The sequence below is a fragment of the Enterobacter sp. Ag1 genome (assembly GCA_000277545.1).
GTDB lineage: Bacteria > Pseudomonadota > Gammaproteobacteria > Enterobacterales > Enterobacteriaceae > Cedecea.
Genome location: AKXM01000055.1, coordinates 253,206 through 267,369, shown reverse-complemented (window position 1 = coordinate 267,369; position 14,164 = coordinate 253,206). Strand labels below are relative to the sequence as shown.

10 protein-coding genes are annotated in these 14,164 nt (G+C 52.1%); 2 read left to right on the top strand and 8 right to left on the bottom strand.

Annotation, left to right across the window (positions count from 1 at the left end; all coding sequences use genetic code 11):
* Positions 1 to 31 precede the first annotated feature (31 nt).
* From lpxK to serC, 8 genes are all read right to left on the bottom strand, one after another.
* Positions 32 to 1,015, bottom strand: a complete 984-nt coding sequence (gene lpxK, locus A936_RS20495) for a tetraacyldisaccharide 4'-kinase (RefSeq protein WP_008461189.1) — start codon at positions 1,013 to 1,015, stop codon at positions 32 to 34.
* Positions 1,012 to 2,760: a lipid A ABC transporter ATP-binding protein/permease MsbA gene (gene msbA, locus A936_RS20490; protein WP_008461187.1), complete on the bottom strand. Its 1,749-nt coding sequence runs from the start codon at positions 2,758 to 2,760 to the stop codon at positions 1,012 to 1,014. Before msbA ends, lpxK begins: the two co-directional genes overlap by 4 nt.
* 37 nt (positions 2,761 to 2,797) lie before the next feature.
* Entirely contained in the window at positions 2,798 to 5,065 is a 2,268-nt protein-coding gene (locus A936_RS20485; RefSeq protein ID WP_008461184.1) for a ComEC family protein, read from the bottom strand.
* A gap of 202 nt (positions 5,066 to 5,267) precedes the next feature.
* Positions 5,268 to 5,552: an integration host factor subunit beta gene (gene ihfB / locus A936_RS20480; RefSeq protein WP_008461182.1), complete on the bottom strand. Its 285-nt coding sequence runs from the start codon at positions 5,550 to 5,552 to the stop codon at positions 5,268 to 5,270.
* A gap of 115 nt (positions 5,553 to 5,667) precedes the next feature.
* Entirely contained in the window at positions 5,668 to 7,341 is a 1,674-nt protein-coding gene (gene rpsA / locus A936_RS20475; protein ID WP_008461180.1) for a 30S ribosomal protein S1, read from the bottom strand.
* Positions 7,342 to 7,455: 114 nt separating this feature from the next.
* The gene (gene cmk, locus A936_RS20470; protein ID WP_008461178.1) at positions 7,456 to 8,139 is read right to left on the bottom strand and encodes a (d)CMP kinase; all 684 of its coding nucleotides are present in this window, start codon (positions 8,137 to 8,139) and stop codon (positions 7,456 to 7,458) included.
* Between the two features lie 192 nt (positions 8,140 to 8,331).
* Complete coding sequence (aroA, locus tag A936_RS20465; protein WP_034810093.1) at positions 8,332 to 9,615, bottom strand: 3-phosphoshikimate 1-carboxyvinyltransferase; 1,284 nt, start codon at positions 9,613 to 9,615, stop codon at positions 8,332 to 8,334.
* A gap of 77 nt (positions 9,616 to 9,692) precedes the next feature.
* Positions 9,693 to 10,778, bottom strand: coding sequence for a 3-phosphoserine/phosphohydroxythreonine transaminase (gene serC, locus A936_RS20460; RefSeq protein WP_008461173.1), 1,086 nt, complete (start codon positions 10,776 to 10,778; stop codon positions 9,693 to 9,695).
* Between the two features lie 338 nt (positions 10,779 to 11,116).
* Between serC and ycaO the strand changes: the two genes are divergently transcribed.
* Both ycaO and focA read left to right on the top strand, forming a co-directional pair.
* Positions 11,117 to 12,880: a 30S ribosomal protein S12 methylthiotransferase accessory factor YcaO gene (gene ycaO, locus A936_RS20455; protein ID WP_008461170.1), complete on the top strand. Its 1,764-nt coding sequence runs from the start codon at positions 11,117 to 11,119 to the stop codon at positions 12,878 to 12,880.
* Positions 12,881 to 13,282: 402 nt separating this feature from the next.
* Positions 13,283 to 14,140, top strand: coding sequence for a formate transporter FocA (gene focA / locus A936_RS20450; RefSeq protein ID WP_008461168.1), 858 nt, complete (start codon positions 13,283 to 13,285; stop codon positions 14,138 to 14,140).
* Positions 14,141 to 14,164 lie beyond the last annotated feature (24 nt).

The following is a 14,164-nucleotide window of genomic DNA, read 5'->3' as shown; positions in this document are numbered from 1 at the left end:
ATCAACGAACGAAAAACCGGTGCCGCAGAGATTAACGCACCAGCGCCAGTAATTGCTTGAGGAGAGTTTCCGCGAGAGGTGAATCAAGCTGCGCATCAACCGGCAGATACCACCAGTTTGTATGCCCCCCGGCAAACGCACGGCATTTTACTGCATCTTTTTCCGTCATCAGTACGACTTGCTCCGCCGTCGCGATAGCTAACATATCCTGTTCGGTAATTGCCTGATGATCGGCCAGCGCAACGGTTTTCACCGGCGTAATACCGCATTGCGCAAGCGTGGCAAAGAAACGCGGCGGATGGCCAATACCGGCCATAGCCACAACGTCAGTAAAATCGGTGACCGGCCGGCGTTCACCGGTGAGTACGTTAATGGCGAGCCCGGGCTTCAAGCGCATGGCGATTTCACCAGTCTGCGGTTCCCCACCATTGACGATAATTGCGTCCACGCTGCGCAGACGCCCGGCTCTTTCGCGCATTGGCCCGGCAGGTAACCACCAGCCATTACCGAATCTGCGGGCCCCGTCGATCACAACGATTTCTTTATCACGCCCTAGAGCATAATGCTGCAGGCCATCGTCGGTAATGATGATTTGCGGAGCTTTAGCCGCGATGAGGGCTTTTACAGCCTCGCTACGCTTTGGCGCAACGGCGACGGGCGCTCCGGTGCGTTGAAAAATAAGTACCGGTTCGTCTCCCGCTTCGGAAGGTGTGGTTTTTGCGTCAAGCAGCAAAGGGTACGCTGCCGCTTTTCCGCCGTAGCCCCGGGACACAACCCCAACTCGCACGCCACGCTGCTGTAGCTGTTCCACAAGCCAGATAACAACGGGGGTTTTCCCGTTTCCCCCCGCCGTCAGGTTTCCAACGACCACCACAGGTACAGGGGCACGCCATATGGCACGCAGACCAATACGGTAAGACAGGCGAATAACGCCGCTCACCAGGCCATAAAGCCAGGAAAGCGGCAACAGCAGCAGGTAGAGAGGTGATTTTCCCGACCAGATACGCTCTATCATTCGCCGAATTGCATCTTATGTAGCTGGGCATAGACGCCACGATGGGCCAGCAGCTCCAGGTGAGGCCCGCGTTCGACGATACAACCATCTTCCACCACCACGATTTCATCAGCCTGCTCAATCGTCGACAGACGGTGAGCAATCACCAGTGATGTGCGGTTTTTTTGCAGTTCATCCAGGGCAGATTGAATCGCGCGCTCCGACTCCGTGTCGAGCGCAGAGGTTGCTTCATCCAGGATCAGGATGGGGCTGTCACGCAGCAGCGCGCGAGCGATAGCGATACGCTGACGCTGGCCACCAGACAGCAGCACACCATTTTCACCGATAATGGTATCCAGCCCGTTGTCCATTTTGCTAATGAAGTCCATCGCGTAAGCCATGCGCGCGGCCTTTTCGATATCTTCACGGGAATACTCGCCGGTACGGGCGTAGGCAATATTATTCGCCACGGTATCGTTAAAGAGATGAACATTTTGCGACACCAGCCCCACCTGATTACGCAGAGACGCAAGGGTGTATTCGCGTATGTCGTGCCCGTCAATCAGGATGGCACCTTCCTGCTGCTCGTAGAAACGCGTGATCAGGCTGGCAATCGTCGATTTACCCGAACCTGAACGCCCTACCAGCGCAACGGTTTTTCCTGCTGGAATGGTCAGGTTGATATTGCGCAGCGCCGGGACATCACGGCCTGGATAGGTGAAGGTCACATTGCGGAATTCAACGTCACCTTTAGAACGATCGATGACCAGTTTGCCACCGTCCTTTTCCTGCTCAGAGTCAAGGATAGAGAACAGCGTTTGGCACGCTGCCATCCCGCGCTGGAATTGAGCGTTGACGTTAGTCAGTGACTTAAGCGGACGCATTAGCGCAATCATGGAGGAGAACACCACGGTAATGGTGCCGGCTGTCAGGGTTTCCATCACGCTAGGGAAGCTGGCGGCATAAAGCACAAAGGCCAACGCAAGGGAAGCAATAAGCTGAATAATCGGATCAGAGATAGAAGAGGCTGAAACCAGCTTCATCCCCTGATTACGCATGCGGTTACTGACTTTGTCAAAGCGGTCGGTTTCTACCTGCTGGCCGCCGAAAATAAGCACTTCTTTGTGCCCCTTCAGCATCTGCTCTGCGCTGGTTGTCACCTGCCCCATGGTGTTCTGCATGTTTTTGCTGATATTACGGAAGCGCTTAGAGACGAAGCGAATGGCAAAAGACACAACCGGTGCCAACACGATCAGGATCACTGAAAGCTGCCAGCTGTACCAGAACATCAATATAAACAGGCCAATAATTGATGCTCCCTCACGGACAACGGTGATCAGCGCGCCGGAAGAGGAAGAGGCAACCTGCTCAGAATCATAGGTAATACGGGAGAGTAACGTCCCGGTGGACTGCTGGTCGAAGAATGAAACCGGCATCCCCATCATGTGGCTGAACAGTCGGCGACGCATGTTCATGACCACCATACCTGACACCCATGAAATACAGTAGCTTGAAACATAGCTGGTCACGCCGCGCAGCAGCATCAACGCAATCACGGCCACTGGCATCCATAGCAGTACAGAAGAGTCCGTTTTACCAAAACCATCATCCAGTAATGGTTTAAGCAGCGAAAGCATGTAGGTATCACTCGCCGCATTGAGGATTAACGCTATCCCAGACACAATCAGACCCGTTCTAAAGGGGGAAATCATCGGCCAGAGCCGGCGGAAAGTCTGCCATGTGGAGAGATCTTTATCGTTCTGCATTAAGTCGAACCAGCCTTTTATGAAATAGCCGCATATTCTACCCATTATCTCGGGTGACGCCAAACCACTGATGATACCAACGGGGCAATATTTGTTCTCTGAAGCCAGAGATTTGCCATTTATCACCTTTTATTTCAATTGTCAGCTGCCCTGATTGTGCCGTGTCATGCCACTGATAACCGTATTGCCGGTAACGATGAATAATTGTTGAAGACGGTAAGCGCCAGGCGTTAAACCTGGAAGCAGAAGCCAGTGCCACGCTGCCTGAAACGGCTCTCAGTAAAGGGCCGCTGGACGAAGTTCGGCTCCCGTGATGTGGAACCTGCAGGACGTTTGCTTCTAGCGTTTGCCACCGTTTTCTCAGCATAGCCAATTCTGCATTCGCCTCCAGGTCCCCCGTAAGCAAAAGGCTGAATCCTCCGTGACTAACTTTAACCACACAAGAGCGATTGTTGCTGCTTCCCTCATACTCTTCGGGTGGCCACAGCACATCGAATTGAATCTCCTGCCATGCCCATTGTTGACCACGAAAGCAAGGCTCATGTCCCTTCCAGCGTAAAGGACTACGAATATTTAAAGCAGGCCACTGCTGCTTAAGACTTTTCAAGCCGCCGATATGATCAAGATGTTCATGGCTAATAATGACCTGCTCTGGATGAAGATTTCGCCATTTTAACCAGGGAATAATCACGGTTTTAGCCGCGTCTCCCCCTGGCCATGCGTTGCCCGTGTCGTAGAGTAACGCTTTCCCTTCACGCTCAATAACCACGGCAAGCCCATGGCCCACATCAAGCATATGGACGGCCCAGCTATTGGCCTCCGGCTTACGCCAAAAGGGAAACATCATCATAAGCAACACTGCTGCGGCGGTAGCGAAAGAGCTTCGCCAAAAACCGAATCGCCATATCACTATGGTCCACCAGGCAATGAACGCCAGAAATTGATAACGGCGATCGAGTTCTTTCCACCCATCCGGCAACCCAGCCAGTAACCCGAATACGCCTGCAAGTGATTTATCGGCCAGTGACCAAAGCACCTCGCCAATGACAGGGACTTCTCCGAACACCATACCGGCTAAAATGAAAGGCACGCTAACGAAGGTAATCAACGGCACAGCGAAGAGATTAGCGGCCAGCGAAGTCATACTGATGCCGTGAAATAAAATCACCTGAAGTGGAATGAGCAACAGCGTAATGCCTGTTTGCAAATAAAGCAGATCGGCAAAAGGCCGAAGCCAGCGATTTATCGTCATGCGAGGCAGCGGCACCCACTGGTACCAAAAGATAAGCCCGCATACCGCAAGCGCGGAAAGCCAAAGACTTTCAGACAAAATAGCCATCGGTTCGCTAAACACAATGCCCGCGACGCAGCACAACAACACATCCCAGGATGACCACTTTCTGCCGCTCAGACGTAATATTGCCCAAATGCCCATTCCAACCTGGGTTCTGACCGCCGGCGGATTCATCCCTGACAGCCAGGTGTAAAATAGCGCGACGCTAAAACTCATCCCCAGGGGAAAACGAAACCCTATCATCGAAGCTGGCAGGCAAAATTGCAGAACCCGAGCAAACAGCCAGCCAATCCCACCGGCTAACGCAATATGCAGCCCAGAAATGGCCATCAGATGTGCAGTCCCGGTATCACGCATGATTTTTTTGACGTCTTCGCTGACATCTATTCGCTCCCCAAAGCCCAGAGCGATAATCACACCCTGCCACGGGAGATTAGCGGTAGCATTTTTGGCTTGTTGGAGCCATTTACCTCGAAGATTACAGCCGCCCGATAGAAGGCTTGCTTTCAACACCCGACCACTAAACGGCAGCATCTGCGAAAGCGCATAGCGCTGTCCGTCAAAAATACCTTCATTAAGACGCCCATGTACCGGGCGAAGGCGTAGCGTCATTAACCATGTTTGCCCCTCACAAACAGGCTCAGGCAATACGCTATTTCGCAATACAACGCCTGGCGCAGGAAACAGGTAACGATCATCCCGTTTGACTATCCGCAGTTCATGCCGTTTTTCGCCATCACTTCTCGTAATTTTCACCTGTACGGTCAGCGGTTTCTCCCCAAACTCAGAGAACATATCCAGCATTTGCCGCGCACCCAACAGGTTCCAGCTCAAGAAAAAAAGGCAAAGCACCAGATAGCGCACCCAAACGATACGGCCCCAAAAACAGGCCAATGTCAGTGCAGCCGCCACGAACAGTAAAATCCCATTTTGTTCTGGAATAACCGACAGCCATAACAGTGGTAAAGCGCTAATCAGAACGGCGCCAGCAACGGCAGGAATAGAAAACACATTCACCTCCTTGTTACAGGAAGTGTGCGGGAATCTTGAGATTAAATCAGGAAGCAATTGGAGAAATACGTGATGGCCTGAACTCCGATGAGTCCGGCTTAACAATATTGCGTTAACCTTCAGGAAGGCGCTCGCAAAATAGCAAAATCAGTAAAAAAAATGGCACCTCATTTGAGGTGCCATTTTTGCTAACTCTAAGGAATTAGCCGTAAATATTGGCGCGGTCACGCAACTCTTTGCCTGGCTTAAAGTGTGGAACGTATTTACCTTCCAGATCCACTTTGTCGCCGGTTTTCGGGTTACGTCCGGTGCGAGGAGCGCGATAGTGTAAGGAGAAACTGCCGAAACCCCGGATTTCAATACGTTCACCCTCGGCGAGCGTAGAGGCCATATGCTCCAGCATTTCCTTCACCGCATCTTCTACTGCTTTTGCAGGGATGTGAGATTGCTGGGTTGCAAGTCTTTCGATCAATTCTGACTTGGTCATGATTCCTCCGGTTTCCTTTCAGGAAAATTAGCTTACAGCTCTCAATCGAACAAGGGCGGCCGAAGCCGCCCTGATTTTATACCCTGGCAGAAGCCGGGATACAACGCTCGGACGATTACTCGCCTTTAGCTGCTTTGAATGCTTCAGCCATTGCGTTAGAGAAGTTGCCTTCTTCCTGTTTGTTGTTAACAGTCGCAATTGCATCTTTCTCGTCAGCTTCGTCTTTAGCACGAACAGACAGGCTAACAACACGGTTTTTACGATCAACGCCGGTGAATTTAGCTTCAACGTCGTCGCCAACGTTCAGAACCAGAGTTGCATCTTCAACGCGGTCACGGGAAGCTTCAGAAGCACGCAGGTAGCCTTCTACGCCATCTGCTAATTCAACTGTAGCACCTTTCGCGTCAACTGCCGTTACTTTACCAGTAACGATAGTACCTTTCTTGTTCAGCGCAACGTAGTTGTTGAACGGATCTTCTGCGAGCTGCTTAACGCCCAGAGAGATACGCTCACGCTCTGCGTCAACCTGCAGAACAACGGCTGCAATTTCGTCGCCTTTTTTGTATTCACGTACTGCTTCTTCGCCCGCAACGTTCCAGGAGATGTCAGACAGGTGAACCAGGCCGTCGATGCCGCCGTCCAGGCCGATGAAGATACCGAAGTCAGTGATAGACTTGATTTTACCTTCAACACGGTCACCCTTGTTGTGGGTTTCCGCGAACTGCTGCCATGGGTTGTTTTTGCACTGCTTCAGACCCAGGGAGATACGACGACGTTCTTCGTCGATATCCAGAACCATAACTTCCACTACATCACCAACGTTAACAACTTTGGATGGGTGGATGTTTTTGTTGGTCCAATCCATTTCGGAAACGTGAACCAGGCCTTCAACGCCTTCTTCGATTTCAACGAAGCAGCCGTAGTCGGTCAGGTTGGTCACGCGGCCAGTCAGTTTGGTACCTTCTGGATAACGCTTAGCGATAGCTACCCATGGATCTTCGCCCAGCTGTTTCAGGCCGAGGGAAACACGAGTACGCTCGCGGTCGAACTTCAGCACTTTAACAGTGATTTCGTCGCCAACGTTCACGATTTCGCTTGGATGCTTAACGCGTTTCCATGCCATATCGGTGATGTGCAGCAGGCCATCAACGCCACCCAGGTCAACGAATGCACCGTAGTCAGTGAGGTTCTTAACGATACCTTTAACTTCCATGCCTTCTTGCAGGTTTTCAAGCAGCTGATCGCGCTCTGCGCTGTTCTCAGACTCGATAACCGCACGACGGGAAACAACAACGTTGTTGCGTTTCTGGTCCAGCTTGATCACTTTGAACTCAAGCTCTTTGCCTTCGAGGTGCAGAGTGTCGCGAACTGGACGAACGTCAACCAGGGAACCTGGCAGGAACGCACGAATACCGTTCAGCTCAACAGTGAAGCCACCTTTAACTTTGCCGTTGATAACACCAACCACAGTTTCAGCTTCTTCGTAAGCTTTTTCCAGCGTGATCCAAGCTTCGTGACGTTTAGCTTTTTCACGGGACAGCAGAGTTTCACCGAAGCCGTCTTCTACTGCGTCCAGCGCAACGTCAACTTCGTCACCAACCTGGATTTCCAGTTCGCCGGCTGCGTTTTTGAACTGCTCTGCAGGAATTGCAGATTCAGATTTCAGGCCCGCATCAACCAGAACGACGTCTTTGTCGATAGCAACAACAACACCACGAACGATGGAACCCGGACGGGTTTCGATTGTTTTAAGGGATTCTTCAAATAGTTGAGCAAAAGATTCAGTCATGTTTAATCTTCAAAAGTTAGATTAACGTCCATCTGGCCTCATGCCGGATGGGGTTGTTTTACATACCCGCTCACACTCCATTGCAGCGGGGGTACTACAAAATGGGTCGCTATCTCAAGCGAGCGCCAGCTTTTCGCGGGCGTATTGTAGCGCTTTTTCAATCACTTGCTCAATGCTCATACTGGTTGAATCCAGAACTAAAGCATCTATAGCAGGCACTAACGGCGCTACAGACCGATTACGGTCGCGATCGTCGCGTTCCTTGATCTCGGCCAAAAGGCGCTCAAAGTTAACACTAAAGCCCTTCTCCTGCAACTGTAGCATGCGCCTGTGGGCGCGCTCTTCAGAGGAGGCATCAAGGAAAATTTTCACCGGCGCATCCGGGAACACAACGGTCCCCATATCGCGGCCGTCTGCAATCAGACCCGGCGCTTCACGAAAAGCGCGCTGGCGGCGCAGCAAGGCTTCGCGCACACGCGGGAACGCGGCCACCTGAGAAGCCGCGTTTGCCACTTCCTGAGTGCGAATTTCAGCGCTAACGTCTTCCCCTTCGAGAATCACTTCCAAATTGCCGTCGGTGGAAATAAACCGAACGTCCAGGTGGGCCGCAAGGGGCACCAGCGCGTCTTCGGAAGCCACATCAACATGGTGATGTAACGCCGCGAGCGCCAGAACGCGATAAATCGCACCAGAGTCCAGCAGATGCCACTGCAGCGCTTCGGCCATGGCCTTACAAAGCGTGCCTTTACCGGCGCCACTTGGGCCATCAATCGTTATTACCGGGGCGGATGCCGTCATCGTTTTCTCCTCTATCGCTGGATTCGCGGGTGGTAAACGCCGCGCATTATACGCCGCAACCGCCAGGACTGTTATCTTTCCAGGCAAATATCCACGGGAATCAGGCTGAGTGTAGAAGAATTGCGCAACGGGCGTTGTAAGGAATCGTAGAGAGAAAGAAAAACCGCATCAGACGATGCGGTTTTACAAACGTTATACAGGCGTACTGATGCGAGCTAACTGCTCGAAATAATCAGGGAAGGTTTTTGCCGTGCAGCCTGGGTCAAGAATCGTCACTGGCGTATCGGATAACGCCACCAGCGAGAAACACATCGCCATACGGTGATCGTTGTAAGTGCCGATTTCAGCAAACGTCAGCTTAGCCGGTGGCGTAACGCTAATATAGTCTTCGCCCTCTTCAACTTCTGCACCGACTTTTCGTAATTCCGTCGCCATTGCGCTCAGGCGATCGGTCTCTTTTACGCGCCAGTTATAGATGTTACGCAGCGTGGTCGAGCCTTTAGCAAACAGGGCCGCGGTCGCGATAGTCATTGCCGCATCCGGGATATGGTTCATATCCATGTCGATAGCATTTAGCTCACCACGTTCACAGGTAATGAAGTCATCGCCCCAGGTCACTTTCGCGCCCATTTTCTCAAGTACATCAGCAAAGCGAATATCGCCCTGCACGCTGTTCCGCCCGATGCCGGTAACCTTGACCACGCCACCTTTAATTGCCCCAGCGGCCAGGAAGTAAGAGGCGGAGGATGCATCACCTTCTACCAGGTAAGCCCCTGGGGATTGATACTGCTGTGCGCCGCGAATCAGGAAACTGCGATAGTCGCGGTTTTCAACTTCCACGCCGAAAGTTTTCATCAGATGCAGCGTGATATCGATATAAGGTTTGGAAACCAGCTCGCCTTTAATGGTGATTTCAGTGTCATGTGCAGCCAGAGGGGCGGTCATCAGTAGCGCGGTCAGGAACTGGCTGGATACGCTGCCGTCCACTTCAACCTTGCCGCCGCCAAAGCCGCCACGCAGACGCAGCGGCGGGTAATTTTCTTGCTCAAGGTACTCAATGTTCGCTCCCCCCTGGCGCAGCGCATCGACAAGATGGCCGATTGGGCGCTCTTTCATACGCGGCTCGCCGGTCAGCACAATGTTGTTACTGCCGAGGCACAACGCTGCAGCCAGCGGACGCATAGCGGTGCCAGCATTCCCTAAAAAGAGTTCCAGCTCACCTTGTGCCTGCAGAGGGCCGGCCACGCCGGTGACTTCACAACGGGTACGATCCGCCGAAAGCGTATAGCTCACGCCCAACGCCTTCAGCGCGTTAAGCATATGGCGGACATCATCGCTATCCAGCAAATTGGTCAGCACCGTGGTGCCATTGGCCAGCGCGGCCAGGAGCAGCGCGCGGTTAGACACGCTTTTTGAACCTGGCAGATTAATGGTGCCGTCGACCAGCGCGATGGGTTGTAACGTCAGGGATTCCAGCATGGGAAAAATACTCTCAACTCAAACAGAATAAAAACCCCGCAGACGGGCCGCGGGGCGAAGTGCTACTGCATTAATTAACCGTGGCGACGCTCGAAGTCCACCATGAAGTCAGTCAACGCCTTGACGCCATCGAGCGGCATCGCGTTGTAAATCGAGGCGCGCATCCCCCCCACAACGCGGTGACCTTTCAGGGAATGCAGGCCCGCAGCGAAAGACTCGTCAAGGAACACTTTGTCCAGCGCGCTATCCGCAAGTTGGAACGGGACGTTCATCCGGGAGCGGTTAGAGGCCGCAACATCGTTACGATAGAAATCGCTGTTATCAATCACGCCGTACAGCAACTCAGCCTTGGCCTGGTTGATACGATCCATCGAGGCAACGCCGCCCTGCTCTTTCAGCCATTTAAAGACCAGGCCTGCAAGATACCAGGCAAAAGTCGGCGGGGTGTTAAACATTGAGTCATTATCGTTCAGCACGGTGTAATCGATAATCGACGGACACGCTTTGTCCGCCTTGCCTAGCAGATCTTCACGAACAACAACCAGCGTCAGGCCGGCAGGGCCGATGTTTTTCTGTGCGCCAGCATAGATAACGCCGAAACGGCTAACGTCGATAGGGCGAGACAAAATAGTAGAAGAGAAATCGGCGGCAACAACGGTATCACCAAAATCTGGGGTTTCATCGATTGAGATACCGTCAATTGTCTCGTTCGGACAATAGTGCAGAAATGCGCTGTTATCAGATACCAGCCATTCACTCATTGGCTTGATAGCACGTTTACCGTCCACGGTGATTTTTACGTCATGGGCAACCGGCTGGCAGTATTTTTTCGCTTCTTTAATTGCGCTATTTGCCCAGTAGCCGCCGTCAATGTAGTCGGCCGTGGTTTTGTCACCGAGAATATTCAGCGGCACGCCTGCAAACTGACCGCGCCCGCCGCCGTGGCAGAATAAAACTTTATAGTTGGAGGGGATTTGCAGCAGATCGCGAAAATCTTTTTCCGCCTCTTCAGCGACCTGAATAAACTCTTTACCACGGTGGCTAATTTCCATTACGGAAGTGCCCAGACCGTGCCAGTCGCACAGCTCCTGTTGTGCACGACGAAGTACTTCAGCCGGCAGCATCGCCGGACCAGAACTAAAATTGTATACCTGTGTCATTTCCCCTCACCACGCCTCGAGCAATAAGTTTTTATTACATTATCGGTTTTATCATTCAGCGGCGCAGTGTTGCAATGGTTAATCCCTCGCGGAAGACCAATGTGAGCAAAATCACACAACACAATCTTCCGGCAAGCGAAAAAACTGCCCGATTTCCGACGGCAAGGCAATACGACGGACATGCCCAATGGCGGCCAGTCATTTTACTACCATAACAGCGAGTTACTGTAAGCAGGTATAGCCTGTTATGCTAGCGTCGCCTGCACCGTGCGGAGGATAGCGTCTGCCCGGTAAAACCCGTATCATTGCGCGTTTTGCGTACCATTAAAGTGAACCCCATGACCCAGACATTTATCCCCGGCAAAGATGCCGCCCTGGAAGACTCCATCGCTCGCTTCCAGAAAAAGCTGACCGACCTCGGTTTTAATATCGAAGAAGCCTCCTGGCTTAACCCGGTACCCAACGTTTGGTCGGTGCATATCCGCGACAAAGACAGCGCCCTGTGCTTCACCAACGGTAAAGGTGCGACCAAAAAAGCCGCGCTGGCATCCGCGCTGGGTGAATATTTTGAACGTCTGTCGACTAACTACTTCTTCGCCGACTTCTGGCTGGGCGATACGATTGCGAACGGCCCGTTCGTGCATTACCCGAACGAGAAATGGTTCCCGCTGCCGGAAGATGACCAACTGCCTGAGGGCATCCTCGACGATCGTCTGCGCGCTTTCTACGACCCGGAAAACGAAGTCGGCGCCGGGATGCTGATCGATCTGCAGTCCGGGAACGAAGAGCGCGGTATTTGTGCTCTGCCGTTCACCCGCCAGTCAGACCTGCAAACTGTTTATATCCCGATGAACATCATTGGTAACCTGTACGTCTCCAACGGCATGTCTGCGGGCAACACGGCTAATGAAGCACGGGTCCAGGGTCTGTCTGAAGTCTTCGAGCGTCATATCAAAAACCGCATTATCGCAGAAAGCATCAGCCTGCCAGAGATCCCACAGGATGTGCTGGCCCGCTATCCAGGCGTCGTGGAGTCCATTAAAACGCTTGAAGCTGAAGGCTTCCCTATTTTTGCGTACGACGGTTCTCTGGGCGGTAAGTACCCGGTTATCTGCGTCGTGCTGTTCAATCCGGCCAACGGAACCTGTTTCGCTTCCTTCGGCGCGCACCCTGATTTTGGCGTAGCGCTGGAGCGTACCGTCACCGAGCTGCTGCAGGGGCGCGGTCTGAAAGATCTGGATGTCTTTACGCCGCCAACCTTCGATGATGAAGAAGTCGCTGAACACGCGAACCTGGAAACACACTTCATCGATTCCAGCGGCCTGATTTCCTGGGATATGTTCAAGCAGGATGCAGATTACCCGTTTGCTGACTGGAGCTTTGCTGGCACAACGGAAGAAGAGTTCGCTACCCTGATGGCTATCTTCAAGTCGGAAGATAAAGAAGTGTATATCGCCGACTACGAGCATTTAGACGTTTACGCCTGCCGTATTATCGTCCCAGGCATGTCTGATATTTACCCTGCCGACGACCTGCTGCTGGCCAACAACAGCATGGGCAGCCACCTGCGTGAAACAATTCTTGCGCTGCCGGACAGCGAATGGGAGCAGCAAGACTACCTCGATCTGATTGCCCAACTGGACGACGAAGGCCACGATGATTTCACCCGCGTGCGTGAATTACTGGGCCTGGCTACCGGGAAAGATAACGGCTGGTACACGCTGCGCATTGGCGAACTGAAAGCCATGCTGGCGCTAGCGGGCGGCGATCTTGAGCAGGCACTGATCTGGACCGAATGGACCATGGAGTTCAACGCTTCCATCTTTAGTCCTGAGCGTGCCAACTACTACCGCTGCCTGCAAACTCTGCTTCTGTTGTCACAGGAAGAAGAGCGCGAGCCTCTGCAATACCTGAACGCTTTCGTCCGCATGTACGGGGCTGAAGCCGTGGATGCCGCCAGCGCGGCAATGAGCGGTGAAGCGGCCTTCTATGGGCTGCAGCCAGTGGATAAAGATCTGAAAGCTTTCCCGGCGCATCAGGCGCTGCTGGCCGCGTACGAAAAATTACAGCGCGCTAAAGCCAAATATTGGCAGGTAAAGTAATTTCCTGACAACTTCCTGGTGCGCACGGCACCTTGTCTGAGCTATATTACGGGGCGCTTTTTTGCGCCCCTTTTTATTATTGCAACAATAATAATTTATTATGTAATTTTTTGGTTAACTTCAGGTAAATAGTTATTTTTTGACAGCGGCAATAATGTTATCAAAATATAAAAATACCCCATTATAATTAACCAATTTCGCGTAAGGGAGATGCTTAATTCAATTTTATCTATAATTATTAAAATTTATTTTTTCATTTATAATCAATAAATTAAGATGAAAAACAGGTAAAGACCTGCTTTTTCAGTGCCTATTAGCTTGGCGAGATATGATCCACATCAATTTTTACTCTATAATGCTTTGTTAGTATCTCCTCGCCGAATTAAATAAGAGAGAGTTAGTGTGAAAGCTGACAACCCTTTTGATCTAGTACTTCCACCAGCGATGGCAAAAATTGCCGAAGATGCTGGCGTCTATAAAGCAACGAAACAACCGCTAACGACCTTTTACTTAGCGATTACCGCCGGCGTCTTCATTTCGATTGCCTTCGTGTTCTACATCACCGCCACCACAGGCACATCCACGATCCCGTTTGGGATTGCCAAGCTGATTGGCGGCACATGCTTCTCACTGGGTTTAATTCTTTGCGTTATCTGCGGTGCTGACCTTTTCACCTCCACCGTGCTTATCGTCGTAGCCAAAGCCAGCGGCCGTATCACTTGGGGCCAGCTACTGCGTAACTGGGCTAACGTCTACATCGGTAACCTGATCGGTGCTCTACTCTTTGTGCTGCTGATCTGGCTGTCCGGCATGTATATGACCGCCAACGGCGCATGGGGACTGAATGTCCTGCAAACCGCAGATCATAAAATGCACCACACATTTGTTGAGGCCGTCTGCCTTGGCATTCTGGCAAACCTGATGGTGTGTCTCGCCGTCTGGATGAGCTACTCCGGCCGCAGCCTGATGGACAAAATGTTTGCTATGATCCTTCCGGTTGCCATGTTTGTTGCCAGCGGCTTTGAGCACAGCATCGCAAATATGTTCATGATCCCGATGGCTATCGTGGTTCGTGACTTTGCCAGCCCGGAATTCTGGACCGCCGTAGGGTCTTCTCCGGCAAGTTTCTCGCATCTGACCGTGCTGAACTTCATCACCGATAACCTGATTCCAGTCACCATCGGAAACATCATCGGCGGAGGTTTACTGGTTGGGTTGACATACTGGGTAATTTATCTGCGCGGTGGCGACAAGCACTAAGCTCCGTCAGTACGCAGGTTTAAG

What these genes read in the sequence shown, in the direction of transcription:
- lpxK (WP_008461189.1), bottom strand. Translation starts at nt 1,015, where the DNA reads ATGATAGAGCGTATCTGGTCGGGAAAATCACCTCTCTACCTGCTGCTG.
- serC (WP_008461173.1), bottom strand. Translation starts at nt 10,778, where the DNA reads ATGACACAGGTATACAATTTTAGTTCTGGTCCGGCGATGCTGCCGGCT.
- msbA (WP_008461187.1), bottom strand. Translation starts at nt 2,760, where the DNA reads ATGCAGAACGATAAAGATCTCTCCACATGGCAGACTTTCCGCCGGCTC.
- ihfB (WP_008461182.1), bottom strand. Translation starts at nt 5,552, where the DNA reads ATGACCAAGTCAGAATTGATCGAAAGACTTGCAACCCAGCAATCTCAC.
- ycaO (WP_008461170.1), top strand. Translation starts at nt 11,117, where the DNA reads ATGACCCAGACATTTATCCCCGGCAAAGATGCCGCCCTGGAAGACTCC.
- cmk (WP_008461178.1), bottom strand. Translation starts at nt 8,139, where the DNA reads ATGACGGCATCCGCCCCGGTAATAACGATTGATGGCCCAAGTGGCGCC.
- rpsA (WP_008461180.1), bottom strand. Translation starts at nt 7,341, where the DNA reads ATGACTGAATCTTTTGCTCAACTATTTGAAGAATCCCTTAAAACAATC.